Source organism: Mycolicibacterium chlorophenolicum (assembly GCF_001044235.1).
Classification (GTDB): domain Bacteria; phylum Actinomycetota; class Actinomycetes; order Mycobacteriales; family Mycobacteriaceae; genus Mycobacterium; species Mycobacterium chlorophenolicum.
The window spans coordinates 476,243-494,588 of record NZ_JYNL01000069.1; the positions used below are offsets into that span (position 1 = coordinate 476,243).

The 18,346-nt window shown below is 69.0% G+C and carries 18 protein-coding genes and 1 pseudogene; 6 read left to right on the top strand and 13 right to left on the bottom strand.

Annotated elements, in window-relative coordinates:
- Positions 1-31 precede the first annotated feature (31 nt).
- From MCHLDSM_RS32195 to rpmF, 13 genes and pseudogenes are all read right to left on the bottom strand, one after another.
- On the bottom strand, positions 32-673 hold the full coding sequence (locus tag MCHLDSM_RS32195; RefSeq protein WP_048474157.1) for a porin MspA: 642 nt from the start codon (positions 671-673) through the stop codon (positions 32-34).
- Positions 674-765: 92 nt separating this feature from the next.
- Entirely contained in the window at positions 766-1,407 is a 642-nt protein-coding gene (locus tag MCHLDSM_RS32200) for a porin MspA (protein ID WP_048474158.1), read from the bottom strand.
- Positions 1,408-1,499: 92 nt separating this feature from the next.
- The gene (locus MCHLDSM_RS32205) at positions 1,500-2,141 is read right to left on the bottom strand and encodes a porin MspA (RefSeq protein ID WP_048474158.1); all 642 of its coding nucleotides are present in this window, start codon (positions 2,139-2,141) and stop codon (positions 1,500-1,502) included.
- A 92-nt stretch (positions 2,142-2,233) separates the two neighbouring features.
- The gene (locus tag MCHLDSM_RS32210; RefSeq protein ID WP_048474158.1) at positions 2,234-2,875 is read right to left on the bottom strand and encodes a porin MspA; all 642 of its coding nucleotides are present in this window, start codon (positions 2,873-2,875) and stop codon (positions 2,234-2,236) included.
- 92 nt (positions 2,876-2,967) lie between these two features.
- A partial coding sequence (locus MCHLDSM_RS35220; RefSeq protein ID WP_234714262.1) for an MspA family porin occupies positions 2,968-3,399 on the bottom strand: 432 nt, incomplete at its 5' end.
- Between the two features lies 1 nt (position 3,400).
- A pseudogene (locus MCHLDSM_RS35225) lies at positions 3,401-3,752 on the bottom strand (MspA family porin); the annotation flags it as partial.
- Between the two features lie 92 nt (positions 3,753-3,844).
- Positions 3,845-4,486: a porin MspA gene (locus MCHLDSM_RS32220; protein ID WP_048419928.1), complete on the bottom strand. Its 642-nt coding sequence runs from the start codon at positions 4,484-4,486 to the stop codon at positions 3,845-3,847.
- A gap of 390 nt (positions 4,487-4,876) precedes the next feature.
- The gene (locus tag MCHLDSM_RS38685; RefSeq protein WP_168440038.1) at positions 4,877-5,035 is read right to left on the bottom strand and encodes a hypothetical protein; all 159 of its coding nucleotides are present in this window, start codon (positions 5,033-5,035) and stop codon (positions 4,877-4,879) included.
- 160 nt (positions 5,036-5,195) lie between these two features.
- The gene (locus MCHLDSM_RS32225; protein WP_178044639.1) at positions 5,196-5,741 is read right to left on the bottom strand and encodes a MogA/MoaB family molybdenum cofactor biosynthesis protein; all 546 of its coding nucleotides are present in this window, start codon (positions 5,739-5,741) and stop codon (positions 5,196-5,198) included.
- Positions 5,742-5,770: 29 nt separating this feature from the next.
- The gene (locus MCHLDSM_RS32230; protein WP_048473774.1) at positions 5,771-7,123 is read right to left on the bottom strand and encodes a S1C family serine protease; all 1,353 of its coding nucleotides are present in this window, start codon (positions 7,121-7,123) and stop codon (positions 5,771-5,773) included.
- Positions 7,124-7,282: 159 nt separating this feature from the next.
- On the bottom strand, positions 7,283-8,743 hold the full coding sequence (locus MCHLDSM_RS32235) for a HAMP domain-containing sensor histidine kinase (protein ID WP_048473775.1): 1,461 nt from the start codon (positions 8,741-8,743) through the stop codon (positions 7,283-7,285).
- A complete protein-coding gene (locus MCHLDSM_RS32240; protein WP_048420021.1) occupies positions 8,743-9,429 on the bottom strand; it encodes a response regulator transcription factor in 687 nt (228 codons plus the stop codon). The genes MCHLDSM_RS32235 and MCHLDSM_RS32240 overlap by 1 nt, the downstream gene beginning before the upstream one ends.
- Positions 9,430-9,514: 85 nt before the next feature.
- Entirely contained in the window at positions 9,515-9,688 is a 174-nt protein-coding gene (gene rpmF, locus MCHLDSM_RS32245) for a 50S ribosomal protein L32 (RefSeq protein WP_048474159.1), read from the bottom strand.
- A 237-nt stretch (positions 9,689-9,925) separates the two neighbouring features.
- Between rpmF and MCHLDSM_RS32250 the strand changes: the two genes are divergently transcribed.
- The 6 genes from MCHLDSM_RS32250 (at position 9,926) to MCHLDSM_RS32275 (ending at position 18,337) form a co-directional block, all read left to right on the top strand.
- Positions 9,926-11,638: an acyclic terpene utilization AtuA family protein gene (locus tag MCHLDSM_RS32250; RefSeq protein ID WP_063840662.1), complete on the top strand. Its 1,713-nt coding sequence runs from the start codon at positions 9,926-9,928 to the stop codon at positions 11,636-11,638.
- The gene (locus MCHLDSM_RS32255; RefSeq protein WP_048473776.1) at positions 11,635-12,783 is read left to right on the top strand and encodes an acyl-CoA dehydrogenase family protein; all 1,149 of its coding nucleotides are present in this window, start codon (positions 11,635-11,637) and stop codon (positions 12,781-12,783) included. Before MCHLDSM_RS32250 ends, MCHLDSM_RS32255 begins: the two co-directional genes overlap by 4 nt.
- Positions 12,780-14,372, top strand: a complete 1,593-nt coding sequence (locus MCHLDSM_RS32260) for an acyl-CoA carboxylase subunit beta (RefSeq protein ID WP_048473777.1) — start codon at positions 12,780-12,782, stop codon at positions 14,370-14,372. The genes MCHLDSM_RS32255 and MCHLDSM_RS32260 overlap by 4 nt, the downstream gene beginning before the upstream one ends.
- 79 nt (positions 14,373-14,451) lie before the next feature.
- Positions 14,452-16,416 carry an acetyl/propionyl/methylcrotonyl-CoA carboxylase subunit alpha gene (locus tag MCHLDSM_RS32265; protein ID WP_048473778.1) on the top strand — a complete coding sequence of 655 codons (1,965 nt, stop codon included), beginning with the start codon at positions 14,452-14,454 and terminating at the stop codon, positions 16,414-16,416.
- The gene (locus MCHLDSM_RS32270) at positions 16,413-17,573 is read left to right on the top strand and encodes an acyl-CoA dehydrogenase family protein (RefSeq protein WP_048473779.1); all 1,161 of its coding nucleotides are present in this window, start codon (positions 16,413-16,415) and stop codon (positions 17,571-17,573) included. The genes MCHLDSM_RS32265 and MCHLDSM_RS32270 overlap by 4 nt, the downstream gene beginning before the upstream one ends.
- Positions 17,573-18,337 carry an enoyl-CoA hydratase family protein gene (locus MCHLDSM_RS32275; RefSeq protein ID WP_048473780.1) on the top strand — a complete coding sequence of 255 codons (765 nt, stop codon included), beginning with the start codon at positions 17,573-17,575 and terminating at the stop codon, positions 18,335-18,337. The genes MCHLDSM_RS32270 and MCHLDSM_RS32275 overlap by 1 nt, the downstream gene beginning before the upstream one ends.
- The last annotated feature ends 9 nt before the right edge of the window (positions 18,338-18,346 follow it).

Here is an 18,346-nt window from a genome sequence, read left to right on the forward strand (position 1 = left end):
GCCGCGCCCCGTGGAGCGATGCCTTAAGGGGTCAGTTCATGTTCCAGGGTTCGCCGTAGGTGGTGACGCTGTCACCAGCCGACGAGATGAGCCGCGCGTAGGGCCGCAGCAGCACACCACCGGCAGCGCCGGTCACCGTGCCGTGCGCGTTGGACACCGCGACAGCGCCGTTGGGACCGGTCACGTCCACGGTGAAGGTGGCGACCTCCTGGATGCCGGGGCCGTTGCCCAGGTCAGCCGAGATCGACACGCCGGGGAACAGCGGCGGCGTCGAGATACCGGGGAACAGGTCGACCACACCAGGGCTCACGAAGTCCTGGCCGTCGAACGCGATGTTCGGAGTCGTGTAGCTGAAGTTGATGCCCACGCCCAGCGACCACGGGAAGCCGATCTGGTAGCCGAGCTCCAGCGTCCCCTCGAAATCGTCGGCGCCCTCGCCGGCCACGTTGTACACCGCCTTGCCCGAGTGGAACCACTCGCGGGTCAGCCGGTTGCGGTCGAGCGGGAACACACCGTTGAGGAACGTGTCCCACTGCTGGATCGTCAGCGTCCGACCCTGGCCGTCGACCAGGCTCAGCTCATTGTCCAGCCCCGCGTGAGAGGTGCCAGTGCTCACGAACAACGCCGCGATGGCCGCAACCATCGCAAGCAGTACCCGACTGATTGCCTTCATGTTCATCCTTCGAAGAGTGGAGTGAGGACGACGAAGTGCCGGTCTCATCGACCGGCACTTCGCCGCGCCCCGTGGAGCGATGCCTTAAGGGGTCAGTTCATGTTCCAGGGTTCGCCGTAGGTGGTGACGCTGTCACCAGCCGACGAGATGAGCCGCGCGTAGGGCCGCAGCAGCACACCACCGGCAGCGCCGGTCACCGTGCCGTGCGCGTTGGACACCGCGACAGCGCCGTTGGGACCGGTCACGTCCACGGTGAAGGTGGCGACCTCCTGGATGCCGGGGCCGTTGCCCAGGTCAGCCGAGATCGACACGCCGGGGAACAGCGGCGGCGTCGAGATACCGGGGAACAGGTCGATCGCGCCGGGGCTCACGAAGTCCTGCGCGTCGAACGCGATGTTCGGAGTCGTGTAGCTGAAGTTGATGCCCACGCCCAGCGACCACGGGAAGCCGATCTGGTAGCCGAGCTCCAGCGTCCCCTCGAAATCGTCGGCGCCCTCGCCGGCCACGTTGTACACCGCCTTGCCCGAGTGGAACCACTCGCGGGTCAGCCGGTTGCGGTCGAGCGGGAACACACCGTTGAGGAACGTGTCCCACTGCTGGATCGTCAGCGTCCGACCCTGGCCGTCGACCAGGCTCAGCTCATTGTCCAGCCCCGCGTGAGAGGTGCCAGTGCTCACGAACAACGCCGCGATGGCCGCAACCATCGCAAGCAGTACCCGACTGATTGCCTTCATGTTCATCCTTCGAAGAGTGGAGTGAGGACGACGAAGTGCCGGTCTCATCGACCGGCACTTCGCCGCGCCCCGTGGAGCGATGCCTTAAGGGGTCAGTTCATGTTCCAGGGTTCGCCGTAGGTGGTGACGCTGTCACCAGCCGACGAGATGAGCCGCGCGTAGGGCCGCAGCAGCACACCACCGGCAGCGCCGGTCACCGTGCCGTGCGCGTTGGACACCGCGACAGCGCCGTTGGGACCGGTCACGTCCACGGTGAAGGTGGCGACCTCCTGGATGCCGGGGCCGTTGCCCAGGTCAGCCGAGATCGACACGCCGGGGAACAGCGGCGGCGTCGAGATACCGGGGAACAGGTCGATCGCGCCGGGGCTCACGAAGTCCTGCGCGTCGAACGCGATGTTCGGAGTCGTGTAGCTGAAGTTGATGCCCACGCCCAGCGACCACGGGAAGCCGATCTGGTAGCCGAGCTCCAGCGTCCCCTCGAAATCGTCGGCGCCCTCGCCGGCCACGTTGTACACCGCCTTGCCCGAGTGGAACCACTCGCGGGTCAGCCGGTTGCGGTCGAGCGGGAACACACCGTTGAGGAACGTGTCCCACTGCTGGATCGTCAGCGTCCGACCCTGGCCGTCGACCAGGCTCAGCTCATTGTCCAGCCCCGCGTGAGAGGTGCCAGTGCTCACGAACAACGCCGCGATGGCCGCAACCATCGCAAGCAGTACCCGACTGATTGCCTTCATGTTCATCCTTCGAAGAGTGGAGTGAGGACGACGAAGTGCCGGTCTCATCGACCGGCACTTCGCCGCGCCCCGTGGAGCGATGCCTTAAGGGGTCAGTTCATGTTCCAGGGTTCGCCGTAGGTGGTGACGCTGTCACCAGCCGACGAGATGAGCCGCGCGTAGGGCCGCAGCAGCACACCACCGGCAGCGCCGGTCACCGTGCCGTGCGCGTTGGACACCGCGACAGCGCCGTTGGGACCGGTCACGTCCACGGTGAAGGTGGCGACCTCCTGGATGCCGGGGCCGTTGCCCAGGTCAGCCGAGATCGACACGCCGGGGAACAGCGGCGGCGTCGAGATACCGGGGAACAGGTCGATCGCGCCGGGGCTCACGAAGTCCTGCGCGTCGAACGCGATGTTCGGAGTCGTGTAGCTGAAGTTGATGCCCACGCCCAGCGACCACGGGAAGCCGATCTGGTAGCCGAGCTCCAGCGTCCCCTCGAAATCGTCGGCGCCCTCGCCGGCCACGTTGTACACCGCCTTGCCCGAGTGGAACCACTCGCGGGTCAGCCGGTTGCGGTCGAGCGGGAACACACCGTTGAGGAACGTGTCCCACTGCTGGATCGTCAGCGTCCGACCCTGGCCGTCGACCAGGCTCAGCTCATTGTCCAGCCCCGCGTGAGAGGTGCCAGTGCTCACGAACAACGCCGCGATGGCCGCAACCATCGCAAGCAGTACCCGACTGATTGCCTTCATGTTCATCCTTCGAAGAGTGGAGTGAGGACGACGAAGTGCCGGTCTCATCGACCGGCACTTCGCCGCGCCCCGTGGAGCGATGCCTTAAGGGGTCAGTTCATGTTCCAGGGTTCGCCGTAGGTGGTGACGCTGTCACCAGCCGACGAGATGAGCCGCGCGTAGGGCCGCAGCAGCACACCACCGGCAGCGCCGGTCACCGTGCCGTGCGCGTTGGACACCGCGACAGCGCCGTTGGGACCGGTCACGTCCACGGTGAAGGTGGCGACCTCCTGGATGCCGGGGCCGTTGCCCAGGTCAGCCGAGATCGACACGCCGGGGAACAGCGGCGGCGTCGAGATACCGGGGAACAGGTCGATCGCGCCGGGGCTCACGAAGTCCTGCGCGTCGAACGCGATGTTCGGAGTCGTGTAGCTGAAGTTGATGCCCACGCCCAGCGACCACGGGAAGCCGATCTGGTAGCCGAGCTCCAGCGTCCCCTCGAAGTCGTCGGCGCCCTCGCCAGATCGGAAGAGCGTCGTGTAGGGNCGTCGAACGCGATGTTCGGAGTCGTGTAGCTGAAGTTGATGCCCACGCCCAGCGACCACGGGAAGCCGATCTGGTAGCCGAGCTCCAGCGTCCCCTCGAAGTCGTCGGCGCCCTCGCCGGCCACGTTGTACACCGCCTTGCCCGAGTGGAACCACTCGCGAGTGAGGCGGTTGCGGTCGAGCGGGAACACACCGTTGAGGAACGTGTCCCACTGCTGGATCGTCAGCGTCCGACCCTGGCCGTCGACCAGGCTCAGCTCATTGTCCAGCCCCGCGTGAGAGGTGCCAGTGCTCACGAACAACGCCGCGATGGCCGCAACCATCGCAAGCAGTACCCGACTGATTGCCTTCATGTTCATCCTTCGAAGAGTGGAGTGAGGACGACGAAGTGCCGGTCTCATCGACCGGCACTTCGCCGCGCCCCGTGGAGCGATGCCTTAAGGGGTCAGTTCATGTTCCAGGGTTCGCCGTAGGTGGTGACGCTGTCACCAGCCGACGAGATGAGCCGCGCGTAGGGCCGCAGCAGCACACCACCGGCAGCGCCGGTCACCGTGCCGTGCGCGTTGGACACCGCGACAGCGCCGTTGGGACCGGTCACGTCCACGGTGAAGGTGGCGACCTCCTGGATGCCGGGGCCGTTGCCCAGGTCAGCCGAGATCGACACGCCGGGGAACAGCGGCGGCGTCGAGATACCGGGGAACAGGTCGATCGCGCCGGGGCTCACGAAGTCCTGCGCGTCGAACGCGATGTTCGGAGTCGTGTAGCTGAAGTTGATGCCCACGCCCAGCGACCACGGGAAGCCGATCTGGTAGCCGAGCTCCAGCGTCCCCTCGAAGTCGTCGGCGCCCTCGCCGGCCACGTTGTACACCGCCTTGCCCGAGTGGAACCACTCGCGAGTGAGGCGGTTGCGGTCGAGCGGGAACACACCGTTGAGGAACGTGTCCCACTGCTGGATCGTCAGCGTCCGACCCTGGCCGTCGACCAGGCTCAGCTCATTGTCCAGCCCTGCGTGAGAGGTGCCAGTGCTCACGAACAACGCCGCGATGGCCGCAACCATCGCGATCAGCACCCGACTGATTGCCTTCATGTTCTCCCTTGCTCCATAGAACGGCCCCCCTGGCGGGGTACCGGTGTTCGTGCCTGGCCAACAGCTACACCACACACCTCGCAAGAACTTCATGTGAGTGGAATTAAAAAGTCCACATGTCGTTCTTACGAATCACTCATCTCGATGACACGAGGAACATAACGAGGAGGCATCCGACCGGCAACGCGTACGCCCCGGTGGTGTCATGAAGGGCACAACGCATGCGACGTTTGCTGGCGATTCCCCGCCGATCCAGCACCCCCTCCTCGCGACGACGGGGATGGGCCGTTGAAAACCGTCGCTGATCTTGACCCCGCATCAAGCTCTTCGCATCCGGTGTGGCCGCCGTTACAGCAGTTTCCTGAATTGGGGCTGTGACGAACCTACTGGTCAGCCGTGATGCGGCGGAACGTTGTCCCGCAGCCACCGATCGCGCTCGGAGTCGTCGTCCGGCGATTGCGGATCTCGTTCCTCGATCGGGGTCTCAGGCAGGGGATTCCCGAAGATCTTGTTAACTACATCGCGCGTTGGACGGGTCGGTTCGGTCATCGGGCCGATCCTGTGTGACGAAGATCACATTCGTGAGCCGGGGTCTGTTCACCTGCCGTTAACAGTGCAGGTCGCGGCAGCGTTGACCACACGCGAACGCGGGCCGGCGGGAGTGCCCTGCCGACCCGCGTGGGGACTAGCCGCTGCCAGTCCACGGCGCTTAGATCTCCAAACTGGATAGCTGCGCGATGATGTGCGCGGCGAGCGGCCCGAGGGTGGCCATGCCGTCGCGGACCGCGGCGCGCGAGCCCGCCAGGTTCACCACCAGCGTGCTACCGGAGACGCCGGCGAGTCCGCGGGACAGCCCGGCGTCGGCCGTGCCGGCCGCGAGCCCGGACGCGCGCACGGCCTCGGCGATCCCCAGCAGTTCGCGGTCGAGCAGATCACGGGTGGCCTCGGGGGTGACGTCGCGCGGCGTGACCCCGGTGCCGCCGACCGACACCACCAGGTCGACGCCGCCGATCACCGCGGTGTTCAGCGCATTGCGGATCTCGACCTCGTCGGAGGACACCACGATCACGCCGTCGACGACGAAGCCGGCCTCCCCCAGCAGCTCGCTGACCAGCGGTCCGCTGTGATCCTCTTCGTCCCCGTGGGCGGTGCGGTCGTCGACGACGACGACGAGTGCCCGGCCGACCAACGTGTGCGGCTGTTCCATGGGCACAACCGTATAACCCGGCACGGACAACGGCGCAGCCACCAGCAGAGTCGGGCGGGAGCGGCCGGGTGCCGTCGTCACTGGGCCGCCTTGCCGAGCGTGACGTCGACCGTTTGCGGCTTTCCGGCCTGATCCAGGAAGGTCAGCGACACCTTGTCTCCCGGGGCCTTGGAGCGGACGGCGGCGACGAGGGCGTCCGCGCTGTCGATGACCCGGTCGTCGAGCTTGGTCACCACGACACCGGCGGGCAGCCCCGCCGAGGACGCGGCGCCGCCGGGGGTGACCTCGACGATCTTGGCGCCGTCGCCGCCGGCGTTGTTACCGACCTGCACGCCGAGCGACGCGCGCGACGCACTGCCGGTCTGGATCAGCTCGTCGGCGATCCGCTTGGCCTGGTCGACCGGGATCGCGAAGCCCAGACCGATCGAGCCGCCCTGCGCGGCGCCGGCATCGGCGCCCATGGTGGCGATCGCCGAGTTGATGCCGACCAGTTCGCCGTTCATGTTGACCAGCGCGCCGCCGGAGTTGCCGGGATTGATCGCGGCGTCGGTCTGGATGGCGTCGAGCACCGTGTTCTGGTTCTGCGCGTCACCGCCGGCGGCGACAGGACGGTTGAGCGCGCTGATGATGCCCGTCGTGACGGTGCCCTCCAGGCCGAGCGGCGAGCCGACGGCGACGACGTCCTGCCCGACACGGAGATTCGCCGACGAGCCGATCGCGATCGGCGTCAGCCCCGAGACGTTCTTGGCGCGCACCACCGCGATGTCACTGCCGGGATCGGTGCCCACGATGTCGAACGGCACGGTCTTGCCGTCGGAGAACGTCACCTTCGTCTCCGGAGCGGCCGGACCGCCCGGCGTCCCGGCCGCCGCGGCGACCACGTGGTTGTTGGTCAGGATCAGCCCGTCGGTGGACAGGATGACCCCGGATCCCTCCTCGGACTGCCGGCCCTCGTTGACCTCGAGCTTGACGACGCTGGGCACCACCTTGGCGGCGACCTGCTCGACCGAGCCCGCCGGCACGCTGGCCGCGGGCACGCTCGGCGCCGCGCCTGATGCGCTGATGCCACCCAGCGTGTGGTCGGGGTGCACCAGTGTCGCGACACCGCCACCGACACCGGCGGAGACGACTGCGATGGCCACCGCACCGATCGCCAATCCCGTTGCGCGCGAGCGCTTCCGCGGCTGCGGAGCGACAGGCGGCATCCCGGGCTGCGGATACTGGCCCGGCATCGGGGCACCCGGGTAGGGGTCGTACGGGGACCGGTAGGCCTGTCGTTGCTGCTCGGTCGCGTACCGCCAGTCCCAGCCGCCCTGCTGCTCATAGGATCCGGAGCGCTGCGGGCCGACCTGTCCGTGCGGCACCTGGCCCTGCATTCCGGGCTGGTGACCCGGCTGCGGAGCCGGTGAGTACCTCGGGTGGTTGGTCATGTCGCTGCGGTGTCTTCCTCGAGTAGGTCTGTTGTTGCTACAACGAACGGTGCGGGTCCTACAGTGCCCAGACGTGCTGAGAATGCCCTGAGAGATCGATCGGTACACCCACAGAGTTCCGCCCGGTCATGTACCCCCCATCGTCGCTGGCGGCGTGCGTCACCGCGAGGAACGGTCCCCGCGTGTCGCGTCACCGCTCGGTACCGACGGGCGTCCGGGCAGCACCACGTGCATCGAGGTGCCCGGCGGCTGGCCGCCCGACACGGTGTCGGTCACCGTCAGCGTGCCGCCGTGCTTGGAGATGACCTGAGCGACGATCGCCAGACCCAGGCCCGAGCCCGGCATCGCCCGCGCCGCATCGGACCGGTAGAACCGCTCGAATACGAGATCGCGTTCGTGCGGCGGGATTCCGGGCCCCATGTCCGAGACGACGAGCGCGGCATGTCCGGGGTCGATCTGCGAGAGGCGCACACCGACCCGACCGCCCGCGGGACTCCATTTGGCCGCGTTGTCGAGCAGGTTGAGCACCGCGCGGCCCAGCCCCCCGGCGTCGCCGTACACCTGCCAGGGCGTGATCGACACGTCGAACTCGATGTCGTTGCGCCGCCGACGAACCCGCTCGAGCGACCGGTCGATGATCTCGGCCATCTCCACCGTCTCGTGCACCACGCGGCCGGCGTCCTCACGGGTCAGGTCGACGAGATCGCCCACCAGAGTGGACAACTCCTCGATCTGCCCCACCACGTCGGCCTGCAGGTCGGCCATCTCCTCTTCCGGGATGCGGGGGGCGCCGGGCTTCATCGAGGCCATCAGCAGTTCCACGTTGGTGCGCAGCGACGTCAGCGGGGTGCGGAGCTCGTGACCGGCGTCGGTCACCAATCTGGCTTGGCGCTCCCGTGATTCGGCCAGGGCCCGCAGCATCATGTTGAAAGCTTCGGTGAGCCGGGCGAGTTCGTCGTGCCCCACCACCGGTATCGGTCTCAGGTCGTCGGTGCGCGCGACGCGTTCCGCCGCCTGGGTGAGCCGGCCGACGGGCCGTAGCCCTGCGCTGGCCACCATCCCGCCCGCGATCGCGGCGATCGCCACCCCGATGCCACCGACCCAGAAGAGCACGGTGCCCAGCTTTTTGAGCGCCTGGCCGGTCGGCGCCAGGCTCTTCCACATCAACAATGTCGTGCCGTCGGAGAAGTGCCGCGCGAGCAGCCGATTATGGCTGACGGTGCGCAGCGAACTCGGCTCCTTACCGGCGATGACGGCTTTCTCATCGTCACCCAGTGTCGGAATCTGCCCGTCCTGGTTCGCGGCGTAGACCGCCCGGCCGGGAATGACGAACATTGCCTTGATATCGGAGTAGGCGGTTCCCTCGACGATCTTGCCCGGGTCGACTGCCAGTGATCCGCTCTCCTCGAGCATGTCGGCGCGCGACGTCAACTGCTGGTCGATGTCGTCGTACAAGGTCTGGTACATCACCGCGTACACGGCGACCCCCATGAGCGCCACGGCCATCAGCACCATCGACATCGCGAGCAGCATCACCCGCCATCGCAGCGACACCGTGCTCCCTACCGAATGCGGTCCAGGCGGCTGCCCCGGCCATCCGGCATCCGGATGCGGCTGCATCAGGGCGGGGTCTCGCGCAGCACGTATCCCACACCGCGCACGGTGTGGATGAGCCGCGGCTCCCCCTCGGCTTCGGTCTTGCGCCGCAGGTAGCCCACGTAGACCTCGAGCGCGTTGCCCGAGGTCGGGAAGTCGAAGCCCCACACCTCTTCGAGGATGCGGCTGCGGGTCAGCACCCGGCGAGGGTTGGCGATCAGCATTTCCAGCAGCGCGAACTCGGTGCGGGTCAGGCTGATCGACCGGTCGCCACGGGTGACCTCACGGGTGACGGGGTCGAGGGACAGGTCGGCGAAGGTCATCGCGGCCGACTCGCTGGAGTCCTCGGGGCTGGTGCGGCGCAGCAACGCGCGCATGCGCGCCAGCAACTCCTCGAGCGCGAACGGCTTGGGGAGGTAATCGTCGGCGCCGGCGTCCAGCCCGGCGACCCGTTCGGACACCGAGTCGCGGGCGGTCAGCACCAGGATCGGGAGGTCATCGCCCGTGCTGCGCAGCTGACGGCACACCTCGAGCCCGTCGAGGCGCGGCATCATCACATCGAGGACCACCGCATCGGGGCGGTCGCTGGCTATCCGGTCGAGCGCCTCGCGGCCGTCCTGCGCCAGTTCGACCGAGTATCCATTGAAGGACAGGGAGCGGCGCAGGGATTCGCGCACCGCGCGATCGTCATCGACGACAAGTATCCGCACCGCCACAGTCTCAACCCCGTGTCTGAGAGAGTGCTGAGAGGCGCGCCGCGTTGAACCTGAGCGTTTTCGCTACGCGGCGTCGCGGTTAGCGGCGGTCGAGATCGATCAGGCCGAGCCGGGCCGCCTTGAGCAGACGCCGCGGCACCTTGTGCTGCTGACCTGCGACGCTGACGCCGACGAGTTCGGTGCGGGTGGCCTTCCACTGCGCGCGCCGGCTACGGGTGTTCGCGCGCGACATCCTGCGCTTCGGCACAGCCATGATCGAGCTCTCCATCTATCGGGGTGTCCGGGACACTGCCTGCGGGCGGCGGACCTGCCGGACCCTGGCAATTGGTCACCAGGATAGCCGGTGGGCCGGACGGGCTCCAAACTCCGGCGGGAGCGCCGGGCGGCGCGAAACACTCGAGGGCGGCGAGGGGTTGACGTGCTACCGCCGGTACCCGCTAACCTACCGGTTGGTTGGTCGACCAGGTCAGTCTCGACGACGGGAGAGTGCGTGACGACGGTGTCGGATCGCGTGCCCGTACGGATCGGCAACTGTTCCGGCTTCTACGGCGACCGGTTGTCGGCGATGCGCGAGATGCTCACCGGCGGCGAGCTCGACGTCCTGACCGGCGACTATCTCGCCGAGCTGACGATGCTCATCCTCGGCCGCGACCGCATGAAGAACCCCGACCGGGGCTACGCCAAGACGTTCCTGCGCCAACTCGAGGAATGCCTCGGCATCGCCCAGGAGCGCGGGGTGCGCATCGTCGCGAACGCCGGCGGCCTCAACCCGGCGGGCCTCGCCCGGGACGTACGCACGCTGGCCGACCGGCTCGGTCTGTCTGTATCGGTCGCGCACGTCGAGGGCGACGACCTTCTTGCGCGGGCCGACGAGCTGGGTCTGGGCCGGCCGCTCACCGCCAACGCCTACCTCGGCGCGTGGGGCATCGTGGACTGCCTCGACGCGGGCGCCGACGTCGTGGTGACCGGCCGGGTGACCGACGCGTCGGTCACCGTCGGGCCCGCGGCAGCGCACTTCGGATGGAGCCGCACCGACCACGACCGCATCGCGGGGGCCGTCGCCGCCGGCCACGTCATCGAATGCGGCACCCAGGCCACCGGCGGCAACTACTCCTTCTTCGGCGAGATCGCCGACATGACCCGACCGGGCTTCCCGATCGCCGAGATCCACGCCGACGGCTCCTCGGTCATCACCAAACACCCCGGCACCGGCGGCGCGGTCACGATCGGCACCGTCACCGCGCAACTGCTCTACGAGATCGGCGGTGCCCGCTACGCCAACCCCGACGCCACGTTGCGCGTGGACAGCATCGAGCTGTCCGAGGACGGCCCGGACCGCGTCCGCATCGCCGGCGTCACCGGCGAGCCGCCGCCGCCCACCCTCAAAGTCAGCCTCAACAGCCTGGGCGGGTTCCGCAACGAGATGACGTTCGTGCTGACGGGGCTCGACATCGACGCGAAGGCCGCGCTGGTGCGCCGCCAGCTCGAGGACAGCCTGACGGTGCGACCCGCGGAGCTGCAGTGGTCGCTGGCCCGCACCGACCACCCCGACGCCGACACCGAGCAGACCGCCAGCGCGCTGCTGCGCTGTGTCGCCCGCGACGCCGAGGCCGCCACCGTCGGCCGCCAGTTCTCCTCGGCCGCAGTCGAACTGGCCCTCGCCAGCTACCCCGGCTTCACCAGCACGGCGCCGCCCGGCGACGGGCAGGTGTACGGGGTCTTCACCGCGGGCTACGTGCCCGCCGCGCAGGTGCCCCACGTCGCCGTGCACGCCGACGGCACCCGGGTCGACATCGCGCCGGCCGCCGAGACCCTGGAGCTCGAGCCGGTCCCCGACGCCACACTGCCGGAGCCCGGCACGTTCGGCCCGACCCGACGCGTCCCCCTCGGCACCATCGCCGGGGCCCGCAGCGGGGACAAGGGCGGCAGCGCGAATGTCGGGGTGTGGGTGCGCACCTATGACGAGTGGCGCTGGCTGGCGCACGCGCTGACCGTCGAGCGGTTGCGTGAGCTGCTGCCCGAGGCGGCCGAGCTGCCGGTGACCCGGCATCTGCTGCCCAACCTGCGCGCGGTGAACTTCGTCATCGAGGACATCCTGGGTCAGGGCGTCGCCTATCAGGCGCGCTTCGATCCGCAGGCCAAAGGGCTGGGCGAATGGCTGCGCAGCCGAACGATCGACATCCCCGAGGAGTTGCTGCCGTGAACATCTGGACCACCCCGGAGCGGGAGGATCTGCGAAAGACGGTGCGCGCCTTCGCCGAACGCGAGGTGCTGCCCCACGTCGAGGAGTGGGAGCGGGTCGGCGAACTCCCCCGCGACCTGCACCGCAAAGCCGCCGGCGCGGGCCTGCTCGGCGCCGGCTTCCCCGAGGCGGCCGGCGGTGAGGGCGGCGACGGCGCCGACGCGGTGGTCATCTGCGAGGAGATGCACCAGTCGGGCGCGCCCGGCGGCGTGTTCGCGTCGCTGTTCACCTGCGGCATCGCAGTGCCGCACATGATCGCCTCGGGTGACGAGCGGCTGATCGACCAGTACGTGCGTCCCACTCTGCGCGGCGAGAAGATCGGCTCGCTGGCGATCACCGAACCCGGCGGCGGCTCCGACGTCGGACACCTCACCACCCGGGCTCTTCGAGACGGGGACGACTATGTGCTCAACGGCGCCAAGACCTACATCACCTCGGGGGTGCGAGCGGATTACGTCGTCACCGCGGCGCGTACCGGCGGACCAGGTGCTGCCGGTGTCTCGCTGATCGTCGTGGACAAGGGCACCCCCGGTTTCGAGGTCAGCCGCAAGCTCGACAAGATGGGCTGGCGGTCGTCGGACACCGCCGAACTGTCCTACACCGACGTCCGGGTGCCGGTGGCCAACCTCGTCGGCCCCGAGAACACCGGTTTCCTGCAGATCGCGGCGGCGTTCGTCTCCGAGCGCGTCGGCCTTGCCGCGCAGGCGTATTCGAGCGCGCAACGCTGCCTGGACCTGACCGTCGACTGGTGCCGCAACCGCGAGACCTTCGGCAAGCCGCTGATCGCGCGCCAGTCGGTGCAGAACACGCTCGCCGAGATGGCGCGCCGCATCGACGTGGCCCGCGTCTACACCCGCAGCGTCGTCGAACGGCAGCTCGCGGGCGAGACCAATCTGATCACCGAGGTGTGCTTCGCCAAGAACACCGCGGTCGAGGCCGGCGAATGGGTGGCCAATCAGGCGGTGCAGCTGTTCGGCGGCATGGGGTACATGGCCGAGTCCGAGATCGAGCGGCAGTACCGCGACATGCGCATCCTGGGCATCGGCGGCGGCACCACCGAGATCCTGACCGGGCTGGCCGCCAAGACGCTGGGCTTCCAGGCATGAACCTCTCCTCCACGATCGACACCCGGTCATCCGCCTATCGCGAGGCGGCCGAGGCGATGTCGGCCAAACTCGCCGAACTCGAGGCCGAACACGCCAAGGCACTGGCCGGCGGCGGGGAGAAGTACGTCAGCCGTCACCATGCCCGCGGCAAGATGACCGCCCGCGAACGCATCGAGGCCCTGGTCGATCCCGACTCGCCGTTCCTGGAGCTCAGCCCGCTCGCCGCGTGGGGCACCGATTTCACGGTGGGTGCGAGCGTCGTCGTGGGCATCGGCGCCGTCAGCGGCGTCGAATGCCTGATCGTCGCCAACGATCCCACCGTCAAGGGCGGCACCAGCAACCCGTGGACGCTGCGGAAGATCCTGCGCGCCAACCAGATCGCGCTGCAGAATCGGCTGCCGGTGATCTCCCTCGTCGAGTCCGGCGGCGCGGACCTGCCCACCCAGAAGGAGATCTTCATTCCGGGCGGACAGATGTTCCGCGACCTCACGCGGCTGTCGGCCGCGGGTATCCCGACCATCGCGCTGGTGTTCGGCAACTCCACCGCCGGCGGGGCCTACATCCCGGGGATGTCCGACCACGTCGTGATGATCAAGGAACGCTCGAAGGTGTTCCTCGCCGGGCCGCCGCTGGTCAAGATGGCCACCGGGGAGGAGTCCGACGACGAGTCCCTCGGCGGGGCCGAGATGCATGCCCGCACATCGGGTCTGGCGGATTACTTCGCCGTCGACGAACTCGACGCGATGCGCATCGGCCGCCGCATCGTCGCACGGCTGAACTGGCGCAAGCAGGGCCCGGCCCCGAAGCCGTTCACCGCGCCGCTGTTCGACGACGAAGAACTGCTCGGCATCGTGCCGCCGGATCTGCGCATCCCGTTCGACCCGCGCGACGTGATCGCGCGCATCGTCGACGGCTCGGAGTTCGACGAGTTCAAGCCGCTCTACGGCGGCTCGCTGGTGACCGGATGGGCGACGCTGCACGGGTATCCGCTCGGCATCCTGGCCAACGCCCGGGGTGTGCTGTTCTCCGAGGAGTCGCAGAAGGCCACCCAGTTCATCCAGCTCGCCAACCGCTCCGACACGCCACTGTTGTTCCTGCACAACACCACCGGCTACATGGTGGGCAAGGACTACGAGGAGGGCGGCATGATCAAGCACGGCTCGATGATGATCAACGCCGTCTCGAACTCGACCGTTCCGCACCTGAGCCTGCTCATCGGAGCGTCCTACGGCGCGGGGCACTACGGCATGTGTGGGCGCGCCTACGATCCCCGGTTCCTGTTCGCCTGGCCGAGTGCCAAGTCGGCGGTCATGGGCGGCACCCAGTTGGCGGGTGTGCTGTCGATTGTCAGCCGGGCCGCCGCCGAGGCGCGCGGGCAGCAGGTGGACGAGGCCGCGGATGCCGCGCTGCGGGCCGCGGTCGAAGCGCAGATCGATGCCGAGTCGCTGCCGATGTTCCTGTCCGGCCGGCTCTACGACGACGGTGTCATCGATCCGCGCGATACCCGCACCGTGCTCGGAATGTGCCTGTCCGCCATCGCGAACGGACCGATCGAGGGGACGTCGAACTTCGGCGTCTTCCGGATGTGAGGGCCCCTATGGTTGCGATTTCGGCGTGCTTTCCGTCGCTGAGCGTAGATAACCACGCCGAATTCGCGAGGAGAGCGAGATGATCACCCGAGTTCTGGTCGCCAACCGCGGGGAGATCGCGCGGCGCGTCTTCGCCACCTGCCGCCGCCTCGGGATCGGCACCGTCGCGGTGTACACCGATCCCGACGCCGCCGCGCCGCACGTCGCCGAGGCCGATGCCCGGGTCCGGCTCGACGGCACCCGCGGCTACCTCGATGCCGGCCAGCTGATCGCGGCCGCGCAGGCCGCCGGGGCCGACGCCATCCATCCCGGCTACGGATTCCTCTCGGAGAACGCGGATTTCGCGGCCGCGGTGATCGGCGCCGGTCTGACGTGGATCGGCCCGCCGGTCACGGCGGTCGCGGCCATGGGCTCGAAGATCGAGGCCAAGAAGATGATGGCCGCCGCCGGCGTGCCGGTGCTCGACGAGCTCGACCCCGACACGGTGACCGCCGACATGCTGCCGGTGCTGATCAAGGCGTCGGCGGGCGGTGGCGGCCGCGGTATGCGCGTCGTGCGCGATCTCGCCGACCTGCCCGCCCAGGTCGAGGCCGCGCAGCGGGAGGCGCAGTCGGCGTTCGGTGACCCGACGGTGTTCTGCGAGCGCTACCTCGACGCCGGCCATCACGTCGAGGTACAGGTGATGGCCGACGCGCACGGGACTGTCTGGGCGGTCGGTGAGCGGGAGTGCTCGATCCAGCGCCGCCACCAGAAGATCATCGAAGAGGCTCCCTCACCGCTGGTGGAGCGCACACCCGGCATGCGGGACAAGCTGTTCGAAGCGGCGCGGCTGGCCGCCACCGCGATCGGCTACACCGGGGCGGGCACCGTGGAGTTCATGGCCGATGATGCCGGCGAGTTCTTCTTCCTCGAGATGAACACGCGTCTGCAGGTGGAGCACCCGGTCACCGAACTCACCTCGGGGCTGGACCTGGTGGAACTGCAGGTGACGGTCGCCGACGGCGCCCCGCTGGATCCCGAGCCCCCGGCGTCGACCGGCGCGTCGATCGAGGCGCGGCTCTACGCCGAGGATCCCGCCAAGAACTGGCAGCCGCAGGCGGGCACCGTGCACCGCTTCGACGTCCCGACGGCGAGCACGCAGTTCGGCTCGCACGGTCGGGCCGGGGTGCGCCTGGATTCCGGGGTCGTCGACGGCTCGGTGATCTCGGTGTTCTACGACCCGATGATCGCCAAGGTGATCTCCTGGGCACCGACCCGCGCCCAGGCGGCGGCGCTGCTGGCCGACGCGCTGACCCGCACCCGACTGCACGGCGTGCGTACCAACCGCGACCTGCTGGTCAATGTGCTGCGCCACCCGGCGTTCCTCACCGGCGCCACCGACACGGCGTTCTTCGACACCCACGGGCTGGACGCGCTCGCCGCGCCCGTCGCCGACGCCGCGACGGTGAGCCTGTCGGCCGTCGCGGCCGCACTCGCCGATGCGGCCCACAACCGCTCCACCGCAACAGTTTTCGCCGGAGTGCCCAGCGGCTGGCGCAATCTCGCGTCGGCCGGGCAGGCCAAGAGCTACGCCGACGACGACGGCCAGACCCACGAGGCGATCTACCGCTTCACCCGCGACGGTGTGCGGATCACCGGTCACGACGACATCGCGCTGGTGTCGGCGACGCCCGAGCAGGTGGTGCTGACCGTGGGTGCGGTCGATCGGCCGTTTCGGGTCGCCCAGTACGGAGACGACGTGTTCGTCGACTCACCGGGTGCCGCGGTGCATCTCGTCGCGCTGCCGAGATACCCCGACCCCGCCGACGCCGTCGCACACGGCTCACTGCTGGCCCCGATGCCCGGCTCGGTGCTGCGGGTCGGCGCCACCGTCGGCGACACGGTCACCGCGGGGCAGCCCCTGGTCTGGCTCGAGGCGATGAAGATGGAACACACCATCGCCGCGCCCGCCGACGGGGTGCTGGCCGAACTCAACGTCACCGCCGGAACCCAGGTGGAGGTAGGCGCCGTGCTGGCGCGCGTCGATTCAGGAGAGGCCCCATGACCGGATTCATCGAGACCGAGGAACAGCAGGCCCTGCGCAAGGCGGTCGCCGCGATGGCCGCCAACTACGGGCAGGACTACTACCTGGAGAAGGCACGCGCCGGGCAGCACACCGACGAGCTGTGGGCCGAGGCGGGCCGGCTCGGCTTCATCGGGGTGAACCTGCCCGAGGAGTACGGCGGTGGGGGCGCCGGCATGTACGAGCTCAGCCTGGTCATGGAGGAGATGGCCGCGGCGGGGTCGGCGCTGCTGATGATGGTGGTGTCCCCCGCGATCAACGGCACGATTATCGCCAAGTACGGCACCGAGGACCAGAAGAAGCGCTGGCTTCCCGGTATCGCCGACGGGACGATCACGATGGCGTTCGCGATCACCGAACCCGACGCCGGCTCCAACTCCCACCGCATCACCACCACCGCGCGCCGCGACGGCAGCGACTGGATCCTGTCCGGCCAGAAGGTGTACATCTCCGGCGTCGACCAGGCCCAGGCGGTGCTCGTCGTCGGCCGCACGGCCGATCACAAGACCGGCAACCTGAAGCCGGCGCTGTTCGTGGTCCCGACCGACACCCCGGGGTTCACGTACACGAAGATCCCGATGGAGATCGTCAGCCCCGAGTTCCAGTTCCAGGTGTTCCTCGACGAGGTCCGGCTGCCCGCGGACGCGCTGGTCGGATCCGAGGACGCCGCGATCGCCCAGCTGTTCGCGGGGCTCAATCCCGAGCGGATCATGGGCGCCGCGAGCGCGGTCGGCATGGGCCGCTTCGCGATCGACAAGGCGGTCGACTACGTCAAGACCCGGCAGGTGTGGAAGACGCCGATCGGCGCACACCAGGGTCTGTCGCATCCGTTGGCGCAGAACCACATCGAGATCGAGCTGGCGAAGCTGATGATGCAGAAGGCCGCCGGCCTGTACGACTCCGGCGACGACGTGGGTGCCGCCGAGGCGGCGAACATGGCCAAGTACGCCGCGGGCGAGGCGTCGGTGCGCGCCGTCGACCAGGCCGTGCAGTGCCTCGGCGGCAACGGGCTGACCAAGGAGTACGGCATCGCGTCGGTGCTGGTGGCGTCGCGGCTGGCCCGCATCGCTCCGGTCAGCCGCGAGATGGTGCTCAACTTCATCGCCCAGACATCGCTCGGACTCCCCCGGTCCTACTGATGCCTCTCATCACCTACGCGCGCGACGGTGCAGTCGCGCGGCTGCTGCTGGACTCGCCGCACAACCGCAACGCACTGTCCACCGCCCTGATCGAGGAACTGCACGCCGGACTCGACCGGGCCGCCGCCGACCCCGAGGTGCGGGTCGTGGTGCTCGGGCACACCGGCGGCACGTTCTGCGCCGGCGCCGACCTCAGCGAGGCCGCGGGCCGCGACCCGTCCGAGCTGGCTGTCGACCGCGCCCGGGAGATGACGCGACTGCTGCGCCGCCTTCTCGAGTCGCCGATACCGGTGATCGGCGCGATCGACGGGCACGTGCGGGCCGGCGGGTTCGGCCTGGTCGGGGCGTGCGACATCGTGGTGGCGGGCCCGGCGAGCACGTTCGCGCTCACCGAGGCGCGGATCGGGGTGGCGCCGTCGATCATCTCGCTGACGCTGCTGCCGAAGCTGACGGCGCGTGCCGCCGGCCGGTACTTCCTCACCGGCGAGAAGTTCGGCGCCGACGTCGCCGCACAGATCGGGCTGGTGACCGTCGCCGCCGACGATGTCGACGCAGCGGTGACCGACCTGGCCGCCGCTGTCGCGCTGGGCTCCCCGCAGGGCTTGGCCGAATCGAAGGCGCTGACCACCGCGGCGATCCTGGCCGACTTCGACCGGCGGGCCGACGAGCTGACGGAGCGCTCGGCCGCGCTGTTCGTCTCCGACGAGGCCCGCGAGGGCATGCTCGCGTTCCTGGAGAAGCGTCCCCCGCGCTGGGCCGGCTGAGACCTCACA